The 19647-nt window shown below is 76.4% G+C and carries 16 protein-coding genes; 7 read left to right on the plus strand and 9 right to left on the minus strand.

The window, feature by feature from the left end; all coding sequences use genetic code 11:
* Positions 1 to 118: 118 nt before the first annotated feature.
* The 3 genes from AC2TEW_RS19150 to AC2TEW_RS19160 form a co-directional block, all read right to left on the minus strand.
* A complete protein-coding gene (locus tag AC2TEW_RS19150) occupies positions 119 to 1090 on the minus strand; it encodes an AraC-like ligand-binding domain-containing protein (protein WP_484624564.1) in 972 nt (323 codons plus the stop codon).
* 65 nt (positions 1091 to 1155) lie between these two features.
* Positions 1156 to 3975 carry a BREX system ATP-binding domain-containing protein gene (locus AC2TEW_RS19155; RefSeq protein ID WP_484624565.1) on the minus strand — a complete coding sequence of 940 codons (2820 nt, stop codon included), beginning with the start codon at positions 3973 to 3975 and terminating at the stop codon, positions 1156 to 1158.
* A gap of 72 nt (positions 3976 to 4047) precedes the next feature.
* Positions 4048 to 4497, minus strand: a complete 450-nt coding sequence (locus AC2TEW_RS19160; RefSeq protein WP_484624566.1) for a hypothetical protein — start codon at positions 4495 to 4497, stop codon at positions 4048 to 4050.
* 282 nt (positions 4498 to 4779) lie between these two features.
* On the opposite strand from AC2TEW_RS19160, the gene AC2TEW_RS19165 reads away from it, so the two are divergent.
* Positions 4780 to 5439, plus strand: a complete 660-nt coding sequence (locus tag AC2TEW_RS19165; RefSeq protein WP_484624567.1) for a hypothetical protein — start codon at positions 4780 to 4782, stop codon at positions 5437 to 5439.
* A 15-nt stretch (positions 5440 to 5454) separates the two neighbouring features.
* On the opposite strand, the gene AC2TEW_RS19170 is transcribed toward AC2TEW_RS19165, so the two are convergent.
* Together AC2TEW_RS19170 and AC2TEW_RS19175 are read right to left on the minus strand one after the other, a co-directional pair.
* Entirely contained in the window at positions 5455 to 6480 is a 1026-nt protein-coding gene (locus AC2TEW_RS19170; RefSeq protein WP_484624568.1) for an alcohol dehydrogenase catalytic domain-containing protein, read from the minus strand.
* A 157-nt stretch (positions 6481 to 6637) separates the two neighbouring features.
* Positions 6638 to 7147, minus strand: a complete 510-nt coding sequence (locus AC2TEW_RS19175) for a DUF1269 domain-containing protein (RefSeq protein ID WP_484624569.1) — start codon at positions 7145 to 7147, stop codon at positions 6638 to 6640.
* 310 nt (positions 7148 to 7457) lie between these two features.
* On the opposite strand from AC2TEW_RS19175, the gene AC2TEW_RS19180 reads away from it, so the two are divergent.
* From AC2TEW_RS19180 to AC2TEW_RS19200, 5 genes are all read left to right on the plus strand, one after another.
* Entirely contained in the window at positions 7458 to 8585 is a 1128-nt protein-coding gene (locus AC2TEW_RS19180) for a nucleotide disphospho-sugar-binding domain-containing protein (RefSeq protein WP_484624570.1), read from the plus strand.
* Between the two features lie 129 nt (positions 8586 to 8714).
* The gene (locus AC2TEW_RS19185; protein ID WP_484624571.1) at positions 8715 to 9413 is read left to right on the plus strand and encodes a hypothetical protein; all 699 of its coding nucleotides are present in this window, start codon (positions 8715 to 8717) and stop codon (positions 9411 to 9413) included.
* Positions 9414 to 9579: 166 nt separating this feature from the next.
* Positions 9580 to 10476, plus strand: coding sequence for an MEDS domain-containing protein (locus tag AC2TEW_RS19190; RefSeq protein WP_484624572.1), 897 nt, complete (start codon positions 9580 to 9582; stop codon positions 10474 to 10476).
* Positions 10473 to 11012: a hypothetical protein gene (locus tag AC2TEW_RS19195; RefSeq protein ID WP_484624573.1), complete on the plus strand. Its 540-nt coding sequence runs from the start codon at positions 10473 to 10475 to the stop codon at positions 11010 to 11012. Before AC2TEW_RS19190 ends, AC2TEW_RS19195 begins: the two co-directional genes overlap by 4 nt.
* 176 nt (positions 11013 to 11188) lie before the next feature.
* A complete protein-coding gene (locus tag AC2TEW_RS19200) occupies positions 11189 to 12325 on the plus strand; it encodes a PP2C family protein-serine/threonine phosphatase (protein WP_484624574.1) in 1137 nt (378 codons plus the stop codon).
* Positions 12326 to 12366: 41 nt separating this feature from the next.
* Here the strand turns inward: AC2TEW_RS19200 and AC2TEW_RS19205 are convergent, their stop codons facing one another.
* Together AC2TEW_RS19205 and AC2TEW_RS19210 are read right to left on the minus strand one after the other, a co-directional pair.
* The gene (locus AC2TEW_RS19205; RefSeq protein ID WP_484624575.1) at positions 12367 to 13611 is read right to left on the minus strand and encodes a DUF2254 family protein; all 1245 of its coding nucleotides are present in this window, start codon (positions 13609 to 13611) and stop codon (positions 12367 to 12369) included.
* Positions 13612 to 13792: 181 nt separating this feature from the next.
* Positions 13793 to 14185 (minus strand): nuclear transport factor 2 family protein, encoded by a 393-nt coding sequence (locus AC2TEW_RS19210; protein WP_484624576.1) that lies wholly within the window; start codon positions 14183 to 14185, stop codon positions 13793 to 13795.
* Positions 14186 to 14278: 93 nt separating this feature from the next.
* Between AC2TEW_RS19210 and AC2TEW_RS19215 the strand changes: the two genes are divergently transcribed.
* Entirely contained in the window at positions 14279 to 14842 is a 564-nt protein-coding gene (locus tag AC2TEW_RS19215) for a PadR family transcriptional regulator (protein WP_484624577.1), read from the plus strand.
* 33 nt (positions 14843 to 14875) lie between these two features.
* Here the strand turns inward: AC2TEW_RS19215 and AC2TEW_RS19220 are convergent, their stop codons facing one another.
* Positions 14876 to 16288 (minus strand): FAD-binding oxidoreductase, encoded by a 1413-nt coding sequence (locus tag AC2TEW_RS19220; protein ID WP_484624578.1) that lies wholly within the window; start codon positions 16286 to 16288, stop codon positions 14876 to 14878.
* 91 nt (positions 16289 to 16379) lie between these two features.
* The gene (locus AC2TEW_RS19225) at positions 16380 to 19589 is read right to left on the minus strand and encodes an ATP-binding protein (protein WP_484624579.1); all 3210 of its coding nucleotides are present in this window, start codon (positions 19587 to 19589) and stop codon (positions 16380 to 16382) included.
* Positions 19590 to 19647 lie beyond the last annotated feature (58 nt).

Below are 19647 nucleotides of genomic sequence, written 5' to 3' on the forward strand. Positions count from 1 at the left end.
CACGGCGCCCGCCGGGAGTGCCGTCCCGCGCCGCGCACACGCCGCTCGACCGTACTGCCGGGGCCGGCCGCCGACTGGTCCGTCCGTGCACGGATCCGGGCCGCCGGTGAACGGGCCGTCAGCCGGCTTCCGCGGTCCCCAGCGCCCGCCACTCGCGCGGCGAGACCCCGTAGGCGGCCCGGAACGCCCGGCTGAAGTGGGCCGGGTTGACGAAGCCCCACCGCTGGGCGACCACCGACACCGTCGGGGCGGTCCGGCCGCGGCGTCCCAGCTCCCGGGCGCAGGCCTCCAGCCGGCGCTGCTGGACGAGCCGGCTCACCGTCACCCCCTCGCCCTCGAACAGCCGGTGCAGGTAGCGCACGGAGATGTGGTGGGCCCGGGCGATCGTCTCCGGCGACAGCTCGGTGTCGCACAGGTGGCGGTCGATGTGTTCCCGTACCCGGCGGACCAGGTGCTCGTTGGGGGTCTCGGGCCCGCCGGCCGGCCGCGCGGCGGTCAGCTCGGTGACGAGGGTGCTCAGCAGGTCGGCGACGCTGCCGGCCAGCCGGTCGCCGACCGGCGCGGAGTACCCGTGCGCGGACCCGGCGAGGGTGGCGAGGAAGGGCAGCAGCACCGACCCGCAGCCCTGCGCGGGGCCGACGGCCGTTCCCGTCACCTGCCGCAGCTCGCGCTCCGGTACGCCCAGCAGCCGGCGCGGCAGGTGGAACAGGTGCGTGCGGAAACGCTCCGGGTAGTCGACGGTGAAGGGCCGGGCCGCGTCGTACAGCAGGAGTCCGCCGGCCGGCACCTGGGCCCGGCGCCCGTCCTGCTCCAGCACGGCCCGGCCCGCGACCTGCACCCCGACCCCCACCTGCGGCTCGGTCCGCGGCGCCCGGGCGATCAGCGCCGCGGTGCGGACGACCCGCGCCGGGTCCGCCTCCAGGGTGGAGATCCGGACGTACCCGAGCCGGTGCGACTCCAGGAGTCCGTCGAAGGGCCCCCCGGCGCGCGGGACCACCTCCACGGGGACCAGGGTCCGCGACACCGCCCCGCTCCAGAACGCCGCCCGCTCGTCCTCGGGAACCGACGCGGACGTCACCCTCGAGCCCATCTGACCGTCCTTCCGTCGTCACTCCGCGAGGTCAGCCTGGTCCGGGCCCGGGCCCGCCCGGTAGGTCATCTGACTGACCGGCCGCCGCGGTGCACGCTGGGACCGGCGCCGTGCACGCGGAGCACAGCCGGATCCCCACCGGGGACGGCTGCGGGCCGGCCGCCGCCCAGGGCGAGGGCGAGCGCGGCCCGCGAGGTGATGCCGAGCTTCGGGAAGACCTTGTAGAGGTGCGCCCCGACGGTCCGGGGCGACAGCTGGAGCAGCCGGCCGATCTCCTTGTTGCTCAGGCCGGTGGCGGCCAGCCGGGCGATCCGCAGCTCTTGGCGGGTCAGCCCGGGGACGTCCGGTACGGCTGCGTCCGACGGGGCCGCCACCGCCTCTCCCGCGGCCCGCAGCTCCTCCTCGCAGCGCCGCTCCCAGGGGTCCGCCCGGAGCCGGCCGAACACCTGGTGCGCGGAGTGCAGCGCCTCCCGGGCCCCGGACCGGTGGCGGCGGCGGAGCCAGGACCCGTGGGCGAGCCGCAGCCGGGCGAGCTCGAACACCCACTGCTCGGCCCCCGGTACGGCGTACGCGGCGTGGTAGGCGGCGTCCGCCTCGTCGTCGTCGGCGGCCAGCGCGGTGGCGGCCGCCACCAGGAAGGCGTGCCGGCCGGAGATCTCCGCGGACCGCGCGGTCCGCGCCGCCGCGACGTGCGCGCGTGCCTCCTCGTGCCGGCCGCTGTGCACGGCGGCGGCCACCAGGTCGAAGACCAGGGTGTGGCGCCAGGGCGGGCCGCCGGGCGGCCGGCCCGCCGGGGTGAGTTCGCCGAGCAGCGCGTACGCCTCCTGGTGGCGGCCGTGGGCGAGCGCGGTCAGGCCCCTCAGGTGGGCCAGCCGGTCGAGGACGAAGCGCATCCGGGCGCGGGTGGCGGTCGGCCGGACGGCCCGGTCGATCTCGCGCAGTCCGGCCTCGTCACCGCGCCCGGCCAGGAAGTGGGCGTAGTACTGCCGGAACATCAAGGCGTTGGTGTGGTAGCCGAGTTCGTCCGCGATCTCGGCCTCGCGCAGGCAGCGGTCCGCCTGGTCCCAGCGGCCGAGCAGGAAGTCCTGGTGGCTCCTGGCCTTCGCCACCGAACCCTGGGTGGCGTAGCCGTGCAGGCCGGTGGAGCGCTGCCACAGCCCGGTCCCGGGGTGGTCGAGCGCCGAGGCCGTCCACAGCAGCAGCCAGGCCGCGCCGGCCTCCTGTTCCTGCGTCATGCCGGCGGTGGCCCCGTGCAGTGCCTCGGCCACGCCCGAGCCCGGGTCGGTCCAGGCCCGCAGGCAGAGCCGGCCCGTCCCGGAGACGTTCTCCCGGTGGCGCTCCAGCGCTCGCCAGGCCCAGGGGTCGTCCGTGTAGGTGGCGGCCAGCAGCAGCTTGAAGTAGACCTGTTCGGCCAGTCCGCCGAAGGGGTCGGTGCCCGGTGCCGTGAGCGTGTCGAGCACCCCGGGCAGCAGCGCGGCGGAGGACGTGAAGTCGGTGTGGTGGCTCTGGTCCGCGTAGACCACCGCGTACGCGAACAGCGGAGCGACGTCCGCCGGGACCGGGCCGGCCTTCAGCTCGGCCACCAGGGCGGCGGTGTGGCGCAGTTGTCCGCCGCGGGCCGCCATCACCGCGGCCCAGGTGAGCCGGCGGGCGCGGTCGGCCGGGTCGGGGCTGAGCGCGGCGGCGCGTTCGAGCAGGAGCGCCCCCTCGGCATCGCCGCCGCGTCCGGCGAGGCCGCGGCCGACCTCCTGCAGCCGGTGTGCGAGGTCCTCCTCCGGGACGAGCGCGGCGGACGCCTCGTGGACCAGCCGGCGGGGGTCGTCCGGCGCGAGCGAGCCGGCCAGCGCCCGGTGGGCCTCGCGTCGCGCGGAGTCCGAGGCGGCCGAGATCACCGCGGTGCGGACCAGGGGGTGACGGAACACCAGCCGGCCGCCGGCGTCGAGCCGGGCGAGGCCCTCCGCCTCGATCCGCTCCAGGGCGTCCCGCAGGTCGTCGCCGCCGACGGCGCGCAGCCACCCCCGGCTGCCGACGTCCGTCCCCGCCGCCAGCGCGCCCATCAGCAGCAGCCGGGTGCCCGCCGGGGTCACCGATCCCAGCCGCTCGGCGAACATCCGCTCCAGGTTCCGTCCCAGCGGCAGCCGGTCCGGCAGCGGGACGGTTCCGCGCCGCTCGGCGTCGGCCAGTTGCCGGGGCAGTTCCACCAGCGCCAGAGGGTTGCCGTCCGACTCCGCCAGGACCCGGTCGGTGGCGGCCGCGGCCAGCTCGGGGTAGCGGGTCGCCAGCAGCCGGGTCGCGTCCGGCCGGGACAGGGCTCCCACCTCGACGGGTTCGCCCGGCCAGGTCGGTGCCGCCGGGCCGTCGGGGCGGCCGGCGCCGACGATCACCAGCGGCAGTTCGGTACAGCGCCGGCGCAGGAAGGCGAAGACGGTGGCGCTCGACGAGTCGATCCAGTGCAGGTCGTCGAGGAGCAGCAGCACCGGGGAGCTGCGGGCCGCCCCGGCCAGCAGCGCCAGGGCGGCGGAGCCGACGGCGAACCCGCTCGGGGTCCCGGCGCGGGCGCCGAACGCGCTCTCCAGGGCGCCGCGCTGGTGGACGGAGAGCGCGGCGGTGCGGTGGAGCGCCGACCAGAGCGCCTGGTGCAGCGCCCCGAACGCGAAGTCGGTCTCCGCTTCGGTGCCGACCGCCCGCAGGACGGTGAACCCCCGCTCCCGCGCCTGGTGTTCGGTCCAGGCCAGCAGGGTGCTCTTGCCGACGCCGGCGTCGCCCCGCAGCAGCACGGCGGAGCCGCCCGCACCGTCGGTCCCGGCCCGGGACAGGGCCGCGGTCAGCAGCTCCGTCTCCCGCTGCCGGCCGACCAGGACCGGGCCCCGCCTGTCGTCCGTCACGCTCGCTCTCCCCGGGTCGGCCGGCCTGCTCGCCTCCCCGACCGTTCGACGATCACTCCAGGCTACCGTCCGTCAGACGGAGATCCAGTAGTAGAGGTGGTCGCCGTTGCCGGCCGCGTCGTGGGCGAGGCCGGCCAGCTCGGCGAGTACCTGGGCGAGCAGCTCGGCATCGGCGCCGCCCTCGAAGACCGGGGAGGCGGCCCAGGCGAGGGCGACGGCCGGCACGGCCTCGGGGGCGAGTCCGGCGAGCGCGTCGCGGAACGCGTCGGTGAACCCGTGGCACACCGTCCGGCCGTCGTCGCTCGAGTTGATGATGTCGCCGTACGGCGGATCCGCCGTCACGGCCTCGGCGGACCGCCCGGCTATCAGGGTGTCGAGCGTCGGCACGTGGAGCTCCGGGTCCACGCCGGTCAGCACCAGCTGGTCGTACCCCGTGCCCATCTCCTCCAGGGTGTCGTGTTCGACCGCGTCGGCGGCGTGGGCGTCGTCGGTGGCGGCGTAGTAGCCGTAGTGGATGGTCATGCGGTTGATCATGGCAGGCGCCACCGACGCCCGGCGCCCGCGTTCCGGCCCGCGCGCAGGATCGCCAAGGGCGGCAGGGGACGGACGTACCCGTCCGGTTGCCCGGCCGCACCGCGGGCCGGGGCCGGGCGGACACCCCCCGGCGAGGCACGCCCCGGACGGGGTTACGGTTGATCACGAACCCGGGGAACCCGGGCGGGTACCAAGCCGGTCCACCGCACGCCCGGCCCTGTCGGGGCGCCCGCGCGGGTCGAACCGGCCGGAGAGTGGGGGGAACCACCGATGTCCGACCTGCCGCACGCCGAGTACATCGCCGCCGTCCGTGCCGCGCTGACGGCCGAGGGCCTGGACGTACGCGACAGCTGGGCCAACGGCTTCGTCCGCCGGCCGTCCACCTTCTGGGCCACCAGGGAGGACGAGCACGACGGCGGACTCCACTTCGGGGCCGGCCAGTTCCACGGCGGCCGGTGGGACGAGCCGGAGAGCGTCTGGCTGGGCTGGGAGCACCACCGGGGCTGGTCCCTGCGGGACGAGGACAGCGCCCTGATGCCGATCCACTACTCCGGCCACGCCCTGCCGCTGTCCGAGCCGTTCGCCGACCCCGCCGCCGTCGCCGCCGCCGTCCGGCAGTGGCTGCCCGGCCCGGGCCGGGACACCCCGGCGCGGGCCGACCGATGGTCGGGGGCCGACGCCGCCGAGGCCGCGGTGGAGGTCTGGCACGGGCAACACGGGCGCTGCCTCACCAAGGAGGACACGCACGTTCTCCGCGTCGACGCGGCGGAGCCGGCCGACTGCCCCTGCCCGCACCAGCCGTGCGGCAGCGTCGCCAGGCGCGACATCCACGAGGACTGCCTGTGGCACCGCGGCCGGATCAACCCGCTGCGCCAGTACACGGTGGAACACGCCCCCGAGAAGTGCCCGGGCCCGGCGTCCGGCGCGTGACCCGCGCGGGGCGGGTCAGCCGGTGGTGACCACCATCCGGAACCGGGCGGCGCCAGCCATCATCCGGTCGTAGGCCTCCGCCGTCCGGTCCAGCGGTACCGTCTCCACCGTCGGGCGGATCCCCTTCAGGAGGCTGAAGGCGAGCGTGTCCTGCACGTCCTGCGACGTGCCGGAGGGGTGGCCGCGGATGATCCGGGCGCTGAACAGGAGCTGGTTGGGGCTGATCCCCAGCGGGGTGGCGTCCGCGCCGATCGCCACCAGTTCGCCGCGGGGGCGGAGTCCTTCGACGGTCGCCGTGATGGCCTGCGAGTTGGCCGCGGTGGCCAGCACGACCCGGGCACCGCCGAGCGACTGCAGGGCGTCCGCGACGCTGGTGGGCCCCGTGCTGTCGATGTAGTGGTGCGCGCCGAGCGCGAGGGCGAGCTCGGCCTTGGCGGCGCCGCGTGCGATGGCGACGGTCTCGTAGCCCATCGCGGCCGCGAACTGCACCCCGAGGTGGCCGAGCCCGCCGAGGCCGAGGATCGCCACCAGGTCGCCGGGCTGCGCGGAGCTGCGCCGCAGTCCGTTGTAGGTGGTCACTCCCGCGCAGCCCATGGGCGCGGCCTCGACCGCCGTCAGCCCGTCGGGGATCCGCGCCAGGGCGTCGACGGGTGCGATCATCATCTCCGCGTAGCCGCCGTCGTACGCCCAGCCGGGGACCTTCAGGTTCTGGCAGACCACGAAGTCGCCCTGGCGGCAGGGCGGGCAGTGTCCGCAGCTGCCGCCGAACCAGCCCACCGCCACCCGGTCACCGACCTGCCAGCCGCGCTGGGCGGCGCCCTCGCCGAGTTCCTCGATGCGCCCGGCCACCTCGTGCCCGGCGACCAGCGGGAAGCTCACACCGGGCAGCAGGGCGTTGATGAAGGCCGCGTCGCTGTGGCAGACCCCGCAGGCGTCCACCGCCAGCCGTACGTGGCCGGGCCCGGGCCGTGGGACCTCCCGTTCCACCAGCTCGAACGGGCTGCCGAGCGCAGCGATCTGCGCAGCTCGATAGGTGCTCATCTGACTCTCCCGGATACACGTCCGATCGCCCCCTTGGACCAGCACACCAGCTCCCGCGCGATCACGCGCGCCGACCCGCGCCGGGCCCGTCGCCCCGGGGCCGGGCAGCGGTACAACCCGCCCTCGGCGAGGGCGGGTTGCCGCGCGCCGGCCGGTCTCAGGCGACCTCGGTGGCGGCCTGCCGGACCGCCGCGTCGAGGTCGCTCGCCCGCACGTCGAGCTCCTTGGCGATCTGCTTCACGGCATTCAGCTCGGCCTTCTGCACCGCGTCCGCGATCGTGCTGGCGCCGACCACCACCAGGGCCGCCTGCCCCTCGTCGATGATCTCGCCGAACTCCTTGACGTCCGACCGCGACATCCCGCGCCACAGGTGCCCGCTCAGGCCGCCGACCGCGGCCCCGACGGCGGCCGTGCCGATCAGCGCCGGCGGGAACAGCAGGCCGACCACCGCACCCGCGGCGGCCCCGCCCCAGGCCCCGTGCCGGGTGGCCGTCTCGTCCTTGTCGACGTGCACCTTCCCGGACCCGTCCTTGGTGACCACGGAGGCGTCGTAGCTCCCGACGGCGCCGATGGCGTGGAGCTCCTTGAGCACGCCGTAGTCGGTTCTCGCCGCCGCCTCGGTCGGGTAGGTGCCGATGAAGAGGAAGACTGCATCGGGCTCGGCCATCGGGGCCCTCCTTCGGTCCGCCCGCGCGGCACCCCACACGGTGCCGTCACGGTTCACTGCCAGGATGCGGGCCGCCTCGGCGCGCCGCACGCCCGGCGGTCACCCACCGTCACGGGCTTCCCCTCGAGGGGGAACCGCCCGCCGGCCGGCGGGCGGAGCACACCGGGCCGCCGCGGGCAAGGGCCGCACGAGAACGTCCGATTATCGATCACGCCGGGAACACTTCGTGAACGTCCGTCAGTTGACGAAGCGTCGGGCGCCGCCCGCGCCCTCCCCACCGAACCACTCGACGAACGGCCAGGAGATTCCCGTGCGCATACTCTTCACCGGTCCGGCCGCACCCAGCCACCTCTTCCCGATGGTGCCCACCGCCCAGGCCCTGCGGGCCGCCGGGCACGACGTCCTGTTCGCCTCCCCGAAGCCGTACGACCAGCTGCGGGCGGCCGGCTTCCCGATCGTCGAGATCGGCGACGGGGGCTCGCTGCGGGATTCCTTCGAAGCCGTGAACGGCGGGAAGGCCGGCTACGCCCGGCCCGACCTGGCCGAGGAGCAGCTCCTCGACCTGGCCGCCGCCGCGTTCGCGCATGCCTCCCGCGCCACCGTGGACGGCCTGCTGGCCACCGCCTCCGCCTGGGAGGCCGACCTGCTGGTCCACGACTCCTGCCTGGCCTCCGCCCAGCTGGTCGCGGCCAAGCTCAAGATCCCGGCCGCGCTGCAGAACTTCGGCTTCACCTCCGGCCTGGACCTGGCCGCCCGGCTCGCCGGGCACTTCACGGAGTACTACGAGGCGCACGGCGTCGGCGCCCCCGCCGAGTCCACCCCGCTGAACATCGTGCCGGCCGCGCTCGGCGGCGACCCGGGCGGTCTGCGGATGCGCTACATCCCCTACAACGGCGGCGGTGTGGTCCCGGCGGAGCTGCTGCGCCGCAGCAGCCGGCCGCGGATCGCGGTCACCCTGGGCACGGTGATCACCGAGGTCGACGGCGTGCACGCCATCGCGCCGCTGATCCGGGCCGCGGCCGAGGTCGACGCCGACTTCCTGCTCGCCGTCGGCGACGCCGACCTGACCCACCTGGGGCCCCTTCCGGCCAATGTCCACCCGCTTCCCTGGGTGCCGCTGGCCGAGCTGCTGCGGGTCTGCGACGCGGTGATCCACCACGGCGGCTCCGGCTCCACGCTGACCGGACTGCAGGCCGGGGTGCCGCAGCTCCTGCTCCCCCAGGGCGCCGACAACTTCACCGTCGCCGCCACCCTCACCGCCACCGGCGCGGCCCTGTCCGCCGCCTCCGCCGAGGTCGACGCGCCGCTGCTCACCCGCCTGGTCGCCGACCCGGAGCTGCGCGCCGCCGCCGTCCGCCTGCGCGCCGAGAACGACGCCCTGCCCACCCCCGCGGCCCTCGTCCCCGCCATCGAGGCACTCGTCACCGCACCCCGCTGACCCGCAGCGGACCGGCGGACGGCCGGGCCCCGGGTCCCCGGACCCGCGGCCCGGCCGTCCGTGTCGGCGCCCCGCCGTAGGGTCGTGCCGACCGCCGACCGCCGCCCGTACGACGAGGACACCCGACCCATGACCCCGCCGATCTCGCCCGACCACGGCGTCGCGCTCACCGAGCGCGCCATCGCCGCCGTCGACGCCGACCCGCACCGCCTCGTCCTCGGCCACCTCGCGGCCGCGGGCCCCTGGGTCGGCACCGAGCGCACACCGTTCCCCGCCGAGGCCCTGGCCGCCGCCGTCCTCCCCAGCGGCCGCCCGCTCCCGCCGAGCCTGCGCCGGTGGCTCGGGTACGACACCGGTCTGCTGCGCCGCTTCGGCTGGTTCGGGGCCACCACCTGGTACGCGGAGCCCGCCGGGCCGGCCGCCGCCGGCCGCGGCCTCGAGCTGACCCCGCGCCCGCTCGGCGAGCTCGCCAGGGCCGAGTTCGGCGACGGCTGGGGGTCGGTCTACGACGCCCTGTCGGACCGCTTCGACGAGTGCTTCCTGCTCCCCGGCGGCTCGGACTCGCGCCGCGTCCTCGCCACCGGCGAGCCCGACGCCTTCGGCGAGTACCCGGTGTTCGCCCTCGACATCGACGACCTGCCCTGCATCGAGCTGATGTACCCGGGCTTCGACGTCTACCTGGCCGACACCGCCGGCCTGGTCTCCCGTCGGGGCAGCGGCTACTCGGCGCTGTCCGAGGACCCCCGCTACGCCGCCCGGATGCGCACCCACGCCCGCCACGCGTTCGGCGGCGCGATGGCCGAGGAGTGCCTCGACCTGCCGTCCTGAGGTCGGCGCGAAGAGCCGAGGAGCCGGATCGAAAGCGGCGCATCCAGGCACTGTTCGGTCAGTTTCGACCTGATCGGCCGTCATGCCGTCGGCGGGGAGGGCGAGTTCGTAGGATCGCTGGCACGTCCCGCCGATCGGCAGGACGATCCGGCGGGAAGGACCACAGGTGCCCACGGACTCCGCTGCCGCCTCCGCACACCGGACGATACCCGTCCTGCGGATGCGTCCCGGCGACCACGCCTACGCGGACTACGACGATGACGAGGACCGCTGGGAGATCCTGGTCGCCTTCATCCACGAGGGGCTGGCGCGCGGTGAGAAGGTCACCGTCATGGCGGACCCCGCCGTCCCGCCGGCGGACGTCCACGACCGGGTCCACGGACACCACGGCGGCGCCGGACCGGCCCTCCGGCGGGGCCAGCTGTCGTACACCAGCATGCGCGAGCTGATCGCCCCGGACACCCGGTTCACCGCGGCCCGCCAGCTGGGACGACTCCGGGAGGAGACCGCGACGGCCCGGCGGCAGGGCTACACCGGGTTCCGCACCGTGATCGACATGGCCTGGGTCGAGGACCTGGGGATGGACATCGAAGGGGTGATGCACCGCGAGACCCACGCGCACGCCCTGTTCGCGGGCCGCGACTACGCGGAGATCTGCACCTACGACCGCCGCCGGTTCCACCCCGAGGTCCTCGACGCCATGCGCGAGGGCCACCCCGTGGCCCTGCTCGACCGCCTCGGGGCCCTGCACGTCGAGCGTGCCGAGGGGTGGCTCGGCCTGGTCGGCGACGCCGATGTGACCACCCGGGCCCAGCTGCTCGCGGCGCTGCCGGCCGCCCTCGACGGCGCGGCGGCCGGCGACGGCCGGCTGACCGTCGACCTGACCGGCCTCTCCTTCCTCGGGTCCGACTGCGCGGGCTCACTGCTGGACGCCGCCCGCGCGCTCCCCCCGGGCGGGCCGCGGGTGGAGATCCGCTGCCTGCGGTTCCACGCCAGGGTGCTGGGCATGCTGGGCGCGCGCTCGGTCCCGCAGCTGACGGTGACGACGGTGGAGGACGTATGACGGACGACCACGTGACGGGCGACCGCGTGACGGCGCCCGACGGGCTGGTGACGGACCAGCGCTTCGGCGCGGACGAACTCCCCGTCCTGCGCGCCGTGGTCACCCACTGCGCGACCCTCGCGGGTGCCGCCGTCGAGCACCGGGACCTGTTCGTGTTCGCCGTCCACGAGGTGGCCGGCAGCCTGGTGGCGGCCCCCGGCCCCGACGTCCGGGTGGTCATCAGCCGGCCGGACCCCGCCACCCTGGTCTGCCGGATCACCGAGGACGGGCCCGGCGCCCCCGGCGGCGCACCGCGGCTGCGGTGGCCGGCCGGCGAGCTGGACGAGGCGCTGCGGGTCGATCGCGCTGCCGACCGGACCACGGTGACGCTGCGCCTCCCGGACGAGCGGCCGGCCGGCGGACGGGCGGACGGTGGGCGGACGGACGGTGGGCGGACGGTGGGCGGACGGGGGGCCGGCGACCGTCCCGGCCCTCCCGGCAGACCCGGCGTGCCCGGTCGCCCCGGACGGCCCGCGGGCCCGCCCCGCCCGGAGTGACGGCCAGTGTGACGGCCGGAGCCGCCCGCGTCCCGGTCCCCGCGGCGGACCGGCCCGGTCCGCCGCCGCGTCCCCGCAGGTCGCCGCGTCCCCGCAGGTGTCGTGCCGCCTCCGGCGCCGCGGTGGGCGAAGCTGGGAGGGACAGCGGTCACGCGGGCGTCCGGAAGGTGGGAGCGGTGTCGTCCAGCAGCGGCGGGCGGGTGCGGCGGGCACGGCCGTGGCGGCAGGGGTGGGCCCAGGTCGCGGTGATGGCGGCGCTCCCGGTCGGTCTGCTGGTGGTGGACGAGCTGACCCCGCCCGACATCCGGCTCGGCCCGCTGATGGTCGCCGCACCGCCGCTCGCCGCCGCGTTCTGCAGTCCGGGCGGTGTGCTGGTCGTGACCGCCGTGATGTTCCCGTGCGTGATCCTCTCCGGCCGCGCCAACGGCCAGCTGGGGACGCCGAACTTCCCCGTCCAGCTCGCCACGATCCTGCTGATCTGCCTCGCCGCGCTCGCCGCCAGCGGTGTGCGGCAGCGGCGGGAGCGTCAGCTGGCCCGGTCCCGGTCGGCGGTCGAGGTGCTGCAGCACACCCTGCTGCGCCCGCCGCCGACCCGGATCGGCCCGCTCGACCTGGCCTGTCTCTACCTGACCGCCGACGAGGAGTCCTCGGTCGGCGGCGACCTCTACGCGGCCGCGGTCGCCCGCGGACGGATCCGCATCCTGCTCGGGGACGCCCAGGGCAAGGGGCTGGCCGCGCTCGGGACCGCGGGCCAGGTGCTGGGAAGCTTCCGGCGGGCCTCCCGGCACCACGCGCGGGTGGAGGACCTGGTCGCCGAGGTGGAGGACGACCTGCGCGAGGAGCTGCGGGCGGCGGCCGCCGAGGCGGGGCCCGGCGCCGCCGACGACGGCTTCGTCACCGCCGTCTTCCTCGACCTCCCCGCCGACGGCGGCGGGCCGGTCCGGCTGGCGAACCTCGGCCATCCGCCGCCGCTGCTGCTGCACGCCGACGGGGTGACCGCGCTGGACCCGGCGGTCGCCACTCCCCCGCTCGGCCTGGGCGACCTGGCCGGTCCCCGCCCGGCGGCGGACGCGTTCGGCCTGCCGCCGGGGGCGACGCTGCTGCTCTACACCGACGGGGTGATCGAGGCGCGCAACCGTGCGGGTGAGTTCTACCCGCTGGCCGAGCGGCTGGGGCAGTGGCTCGCGCTGTCGCCGGCGGCGCTGCTGGAGGCCGTCCACGGGGACCTGCGCCGCCACGTCGGGGCCCGGCTGGCCGACGACGTGGCGATGGTCGCGATCCGCCGCACGGCCCCGCCGGGGGCGTCCGGCTGACGGCACGGGCGGGCGGACGGGCGGTCATCCGGGTGCCCGGGTCACGGGTCGGTGCCCTCCAGGACGAACGGCGGGTGCACGTCGGCGAGCTGCCCCTCGACCCAGCGCAGCCGGGTCTCCAGCGGCGGGCGGCGGTCCGGCGGGGCGAGGGTCCGCAGGGCGGTCAGCAGGTCGCGGCTGCGCAGCAGCACCATCGGCGACCCGGCGGCCGAGCGGAGCAGGTCGTCCAGGGCGGTGCGGACGAACTCCGGCCAGCCGGGTACGGCGAGCAGCAGGCGGACCGTGCCGCGGTCGTCGGCGACGGCCCGGCGGCCGAGGTCGGCGACGGCGAGGCGGCGCAGCAGCCCGTCGAGGACGTCCAGGACCTCGACGGCGGTCGCCGGGTCGTGCACGGCGGGGGACAGCGCGCGCAGCCCGGTGTCGGCGAGCAGCCGCAGCGCCAGCAGGGGGTCCTGGTGGAAGGCGCGTTCGCGGCCGACGACCAGGGCGGCGGTCACCTCCCGGTCGTCCAGGTGGCCGCCCCGGACGTCCGCGAGGTGGTCGCCGTGCTGGATGGTGCGGCCGATGAGGGCGGCCATCTCGACCACGGCGTCCGCCTCGGCGGCGGCCCGGACCAGCCGTTCCATGTCGATCTGCTCGACGGTGGCGGTGTACCCCTGCCAGCGGACGGTGGAGCCGACCGGCGGCAGCGCGGCCGGGTCCGGGCCGGGCGCCGGGTCGGCGGTCCGGCCGGCGGGGTAGAACGCGCTGATCACCGCGTGGCCCTGGGCGCCGGTGTCGGCCAGCACGTGGGCGAGCTGGATCGACCGGAAGGCGCGGAGCTGGAGGGTGCGGATGAGGATCAGGGCGACGGCGGTGAGCAGCAGGACGGCCGCGGGCAGGGCGATCGAGACGGTGGTTCGCGAGCCGATTCCCAGCAGCCCGGTGACGGTGAGGGTCAGCAGCCCGATCACGAGCGCGAAGACCCGCCAGACCAGGGGGTCGGTCCGGAACAGGGCCAGTCGCGGGGTGTAGTTGCCCGCGGCCCACTGGACCACCAGGAAGAGCAGGGAGAAGATCAGCGCGGTGACGCTGACCACGCCCAGCGAGATCACGCCCAGCACCTCGGCCGCCCGGACGGCGTCCACCTGCGGGCCGCCGCGGATCCGGGGCAGGGTCAGGCCGAGGGCCAGGCCGATCAGCAGGCCCGCCAGCTGGGAGATCCCCGCGCGCAGCCGGCGGCGCGGACGTGCGACGCGTTCGGCGGGCCGGTGCGGTCGGGGGCGGTCGGTCGGCGGCGCGTCCACGAGCACACTCCAGGCGGTCGGTGCGGAGACGGCCCGCCCCCTTCCGGACCGTCGCCCACCTTCGGGCCGATCCGGCCCGCTCGCAAGGCGCCGGCTCCGGTGTTCCGCCGAACAGCGCTGCCGTGCCACCGCCGGCGGTGAACCCGGCGGGTGCGGGGACGTCCCCGGTTCGGTCCGGGGGTCAGCCCTGCGCGGCCTCGCGGGCGATCTCCTCGAAGCGGGCGCCCATCGCCGCGGCGAGCGCGTTGGCGGCGGACAGCGGGCGGACCATCACGGTGAACTCGTCGATCAGGCCGTCGTCGTCGAGGTGCAGGAAGTCGCAGCCGTTGATCTCCCTGCCGTCGACCTTCGCGGTGAAGACCAGTGCGTGGTCCCGGCCGTCGGCGCCGGAGATCTCCCGGACGTAGCGGAAGTCGGTGAACACCTGGAGCACGGCGCGCAGGATCGCGCCGGTGATCGCCTTGCCGGGGTAGGGCTTGAAGGCGACCGGGCTGGTGAAGACGACGTTCTCGGCGAGCAGGGCGGTCATCGCCCGGTGGTCCCTGGCCTCGACGGCCTTGCGGAACTCGTTCATCGACTGCCCCTCCATAGTCAATTTGATGAATAGGTGCTTCGGAGAGTATCGAGGCCGCCGGACGGCGTCCACCCCCGGCGCTAGGCTGGCCCGATGGCATTGCGCAACGCGGTTCTGGCGGCCCTCCTGGAGGGCGAGGCATCGGGGTACGACCTGGCCAAGGGCTTCGACGCGTCGGTGGCGAACTTCTGGATGACGACCCCGCAGCAGCTCTACCGGGAGCTCGACCGGATGGCCGCCGAGGGGCTGATCGAGGCCCGGGTGGTCCTCCAGGAGCGCCGGCCCAACAAGCGGCTGTTCACCCTGACCGAGGCCGGCCGGGCGGCGCTGCGCCGGTTCACCGCCGAGCCGGCCCGGCCGACCGCGATCCGCGACGAGCTGATGGTGAAGGTGCACGCGGTCGACGAGGGCGACGCCGCGGCGGTGCGGACGGCCGTCGCCCTGCAGCTGGAGCGCTCCCGGGCCAAGCTGGCCCGCTACGAGCGGCGGCGCGAGCGGATGCTGGACGGCCGCACCGAGGCCGAGCACCTGGCCCGCGCCGGGCGGGTCGGCCCCTACCTGACCCTGCTGCGCGGGCTGGCGTTCGAACAGGAGAACGTCCGCTGGGCCGAGCTGGCGCTGGCCGTGCTGGCGCAGCGCGCGGCCCCGGTGCGGTGACCACCGGGGCCGGGGCCGGGGTCCGACGGCCGGTCAACCGCCGGACGACGGGCGGATGTTCTGGTTGAGCCGGAACAGGTTGGTGGGGTCGTACTCGTCCTTGACCCGCACCAGCCGCGCGTGGACGGCGTCCGGGTAGGAGGCCCGCACCCTGTCCCCGTCCGCGTCACCGGTGAAGTTGACGTACATGGTGCCCGTGCCGTGCCGCGCCATCTGCTCGCGTGCGTCGCGCGCCCAGGCGACGTGCCCGTCGAAGCCGGCCGGCTCGGGCGAGCGGGCGATCACGTTGCACAGGAAGCCCGCGTCGCGCTGGCTGAACGCGGTGGCGTCCGCGGGCACCCGGCCGAAGGCGCCGCCGAGCTGGTGCAGGTGCAGTTCGCTGAACGGGGTCGGCGTGGTGCCGTGCAGCCGGGTCACGGTGTCGATCGCCGCGTCGGACGCCTCGATGAACGCCGAGGTGAAGTAGTTGTGGGCGCCGCGGGTCCAGAGCGGGTCCAGCAGGGTCTGCATCCCGAGGTACGGGATCGGGCCCAGCACGTCGGCGATCGGGGTGCCGAGCGTGCGCAGCGGGGCGACCGCCGCCTCACCGGCCTGCGGGGAGCCTGCGTACATCCCGGCGACGACCGCGATCCGGGTGCCGTGCACCTCCGGCGGCAGGAACGGCAGCGGCGGCGCGGTGGTCAGGTTGACCAGGGTGGTGAGCTCGTCGGGCATCCCGGCGGTCAGGTCCCGCCAGCGGGACACCACCTGCCGGGCCTCGGACTGCGGGTAGACGACCAGGCCGCCGAGGACCTCGGGGCCGACCGGGTGCAGCGCGTACTCGAAGGAGGTGACCACGCCGAAGTTGCCGCCGCCGCCGCGCAGCGCCCAGAACAGCTCCGGGTTCTCCTCCGCGTCGGCGTGCACCGAGCGGCCGTCGGCGGTGACCAGGTCGGCGCCGACCAGGTTGTCACTGGCCAGGCCGAGGCGGCGGACCAGCCAGCCGACGCCGCCGCCGAGGGTGAAGCCGGAGATCCCGGTCGAGGAGACCAGGCCGCCGGTCACCGCGAGGCCGTACGCCTGGGTCTCGTGGTCGAGTTCGCCCCAGGTCAGGCCGGGCTGCGCGAGCACCCGGCGGCGGGCCGGGTCGACCCGGGCGCCCTTCATCGGGGACAGGTCGATGACGATGCCCCCGTCGCAGGTGGAGAACCCGGCGATGCTGTGGGCACCGCCGCGCACCGCGACCGGCAGGTCCTGGCTGCGCGCGAACTCCACCGCCCTGATCACGTCGGCGGTGCCGGCGCAGCGCACCACCAGGGCCGGGCGGCGGTCGTGCGCGGCGTTCCAGACCGCCCGGGCCTCGTCGTACGAGGCGTCACCCGGGCGCACCACCTCGCCCCGCAGTGCCGCCGCCAGCTCGCCGATGGTGGCGTCCCCCAGAACTCCCGTTGCCGTGTCGATGGACATCGTCGGCCTCCTCGGTGTGGAACTCGATTCCGACACCGCCGACCGTAGGACCCGCCGCTGAGCACCGGCTTTGCACCCGCTCAGCGGCGCCTCAGCGGCCGTTCCGGGCCAGGTGGGCCAGGCCCCGGCGGTCGCCGAGCCGGGTGAAGCCGGCCCGGGCGGTGGCCGCCGCGGCGTCCGCGGCGGCCCGGTCACCGGTCTGCTCGGCCAGCCCGAGCAGCATCACCGCCACCCACCCGGCGGCGCAGGTCGACCCGGCGACGCCGCCGAGGTCCAGTGCCCGGGTGAGCAGGTCCTTCGCGGTCGCGGTGTCCCCGTCGGCGCGGGCGGCCTGTCCCAGGTGGAGCAGGCAGTTGGTGGTGCCCGGCAGGTCGTCGGTCTCCTCGAAACCGGCCCGGGCCCGGCCGATCGCCGCGCGGGCGCCGTCGAGGTCGCCGGCGGCCAGCGCCAGCAGGCCGAGGCTGCCGAGCGTGATGCCGACCTCGCGCCGGTCGCCGAGTCCGCGCCGGATCTCGAGGCAGGCGTCGAGGCAGGTCCGGGCGCGCCGGTAGGCGCGGTGGCTGCGGCACAGGTTGCCGAGGGTGTTGAGGGCCAGCGACTCGCCCCGGCGGTCGCCGAGCCCGCGGAACCGGGCGACGCTCTGCTCCGCCGCGCCGAGCGCGCCCTCCGGGTCGCCCGCCAGCCGGGCGGCCAGGGCGAGGTTGGCGAGCGCGTAGCCGCGGGCCGGGCCGGCGCCGACCAGCCGTCCGGCGAGCACGGTCTCCTCGAAGTACACCGAGACCGTGCCGTCGGCGGCCTCCTCGGTGACGTAGCCGGGCGTCATCACCGGCAGGAACGGCGGCGCCCCGCCGTCCACGTCGGCGAGCAGCCGCAGACACGCGGTGAAGGACTCCCTGGCGTCGGCGCCCTCGCCCCGGCAGACCGCCCAGATCCCGCGCAGGTGGGCGGCGGCCGCCAGCAGCGCGGGGTCGCCGCCGGCCAGGGCGCAGGACTCGTCCAGGGCCGCCCGGGCCTCGTCCCAGGCACCGCGCATCCACAGCAGCAGCGCCTGCTGGGAGTGGGCGGCGGCGAGCGCGGTACGGTCCGGGCCGCCGCGGTGGATCGCCACGATCTCGGCGCCGATCGCGCCGAGCGGGGAGCTGTCGCCGAGCCGGACGGCGAGCACGCCCTGCCCGAACAGGGCCCGGGCCCGCAGCGGGGTCGGCCGGGGCGCCGCGGCCAGCGCGTCGTCCAGCCGGCGCCGGCCCTCGGCGAGGTACCCGCGGTCGGCCCAGAACAGCCGCAGCGCGACCGCCAGCCGCAGCGCGTCCTGCGGCGCGCTGCGCAGCGCCGAGCGCAGGGCGGCGCGCAGGTTGTCGTGGTCGGCCTCCAGTTCCAGCGGCGTCCCGGCGGGCGGCCGGGCGGACGGCTCGGGGTCGTGCGCCTCGGCCAGCGCCAGGTAGTGCGCGCGGTGCCGGCGTTCGGTGGCGGCCAGTTCCCCGCTCTCGCGCAGCCGCTCCGCGGCGTACTGGCGGATCGTCTCCAGCAGCCGGTAGCGCACCTGCGGGCCGGGCCGCTCCACCAGCACCAGCGACTTGTCGACCAGCCGGCCGAGCAGGTCCAGGGCGGTCGCGGGGTCGGCGCCCTCGGTGCAGACCTGCTCGACGGCGCCCAGCGAGAAGGTGCCCGCGAAGACCGCCAGCCGGCGCAGCAGCACCCGCTCCCCGGGGTCGAGCAGCTGATGGCTCCAGGCCAGGGTGGCGAGCAGGGTCTGATGGCGGGTCACCTGGTGTCTGCTGCCCTGGCCGAGCAGGGTGAGCGCGTCGTCCAGGCGGTCCGCGATCTGCTGCGGGGTCAGCATCCGGACCCGGGCGGCGGCCAGTTCCAGCGGCAGCGGCATGCCGTCCAGCCGGAAGCAGATCTGGGCGACCGCCGCGGCGTTGTCCGTGTCGAGCCCGAAGTGCGGGACGACCTCCGCGGCCCGCTCCACGAACAGCCGCACCGACGCGTAGCGGCCGAGCTCGGCGGGCGGCGGCAGCCGGGCCGGGTCGGGCAGCCCGAGCGAGGGCACCCGCCAGGTCCGTTCGCCGTAACTCTGCAGCGGCTCGCGGCTGGTGGCCAGCACCACCACCCCCGGGCAGTGCGGCAGCACCTCGGCGACCAGGGCCGCGCACGCCTCGACCAGGTGCTCGCAGTTGTCGAGCACCAGCAGCAGCTCCCGCCCGCCGAGTTGCGCGGCGAGCGCGGCCTGCGCCCGGCGGTCGGAGGCCAGTTGGAGGCCGAGCACGGAGGCGACCGCGTCCGGGACGGACCGGGGGTCGGTGAGCGCGGCGAGGTCGACCAGCCAGCCGCCGTCCCGGAAGCCGTCCAGGCGGGCGGCCGCGACGGCCAGCGCGAGCCGGGTCTTGCCGCAGCCGCCGGGGCCGGTCAGGGTCAGCAGCCGGCTGCGCCCGAGCAGCTCCCCCACCTCGGCGAGTTCCCGTTCCCGGCCGACGAAGCTGGTCAGCTGGGCGGGCAGGTTGCTGCGGCGCCCGGGCCCGGGGTCCGTACCGGCGGTGCCGGGGCCGGCGGGTTCCTCGACCGAGCCCGCCAGCAGGCCGCGGTACAGCTCCCGGGTGCGCGGGTCCGGATCGGGTCCGCCGTCGCGCCGCAGCCCGTCCCGCAGGCGCTCGTACGTCGCCAGCGCCTCGCGGCGCCGCCCCTCGGCCGCGAGGGCGCGCATCAGGGCCCGGTGGGCGGGTTCGTCGAGCTCCTCGTCGGCGGTCAGCGCCCGCAGCACCTCCACCGCCTCGGCGGTGCGGCCCTCGCGTTCCAGCGCCTCGCCGAGTCCCAGCCGCAGGGCGGCGCGGCGGACCTCCAGGGCGGCGCGGGCCTGCTGGGCCCACGGCTCGTAGGCGTCCTCGGGCAGCAGTTCGTGGTCGGCGAGCGCGAGGGCGGTGCGGTGGGGCCCGGCGCCGCCGTCGGCCGTGGCGAGCCGGGCCGCGGCGTCGAACTCGTCGAGGTCCACCCGGACACCGTCCGGGCCGAGCACCACCAGGTCGTCGCGGAGCGTGACCACCTCCCCGGGGTCGCCGGCGGTGGCCAGGCCGCGGCGGACGGCGTGCAGCACCTGGTGCAGGTTGTTGGCGGCCGCGGCCGGGTCGAGACCGGGCCACAGCTGTTCGTACAGCAGGTCGCGGTGCAGCCGGTGGTCGGGGGCCAGCGCCAGCAGCTTCAGCACCGTCCTGGCCTTGCGCAGACGCCACACGCCGGGCTGCACCTCGTGGCCGCCGACCGTCAGCCGCAGTCCGCCGAGCAGCCGGACGCCGACCTCGTCGGCCATCGCCGTCCCGTCCGGGCGCTACCGGCCGCCGACGGCCGGCCGGGCCGTCGCACCGGGG

The organism is Kitasatospora sp. NEAU-CNBT7 (assembly GCF_057220535.1).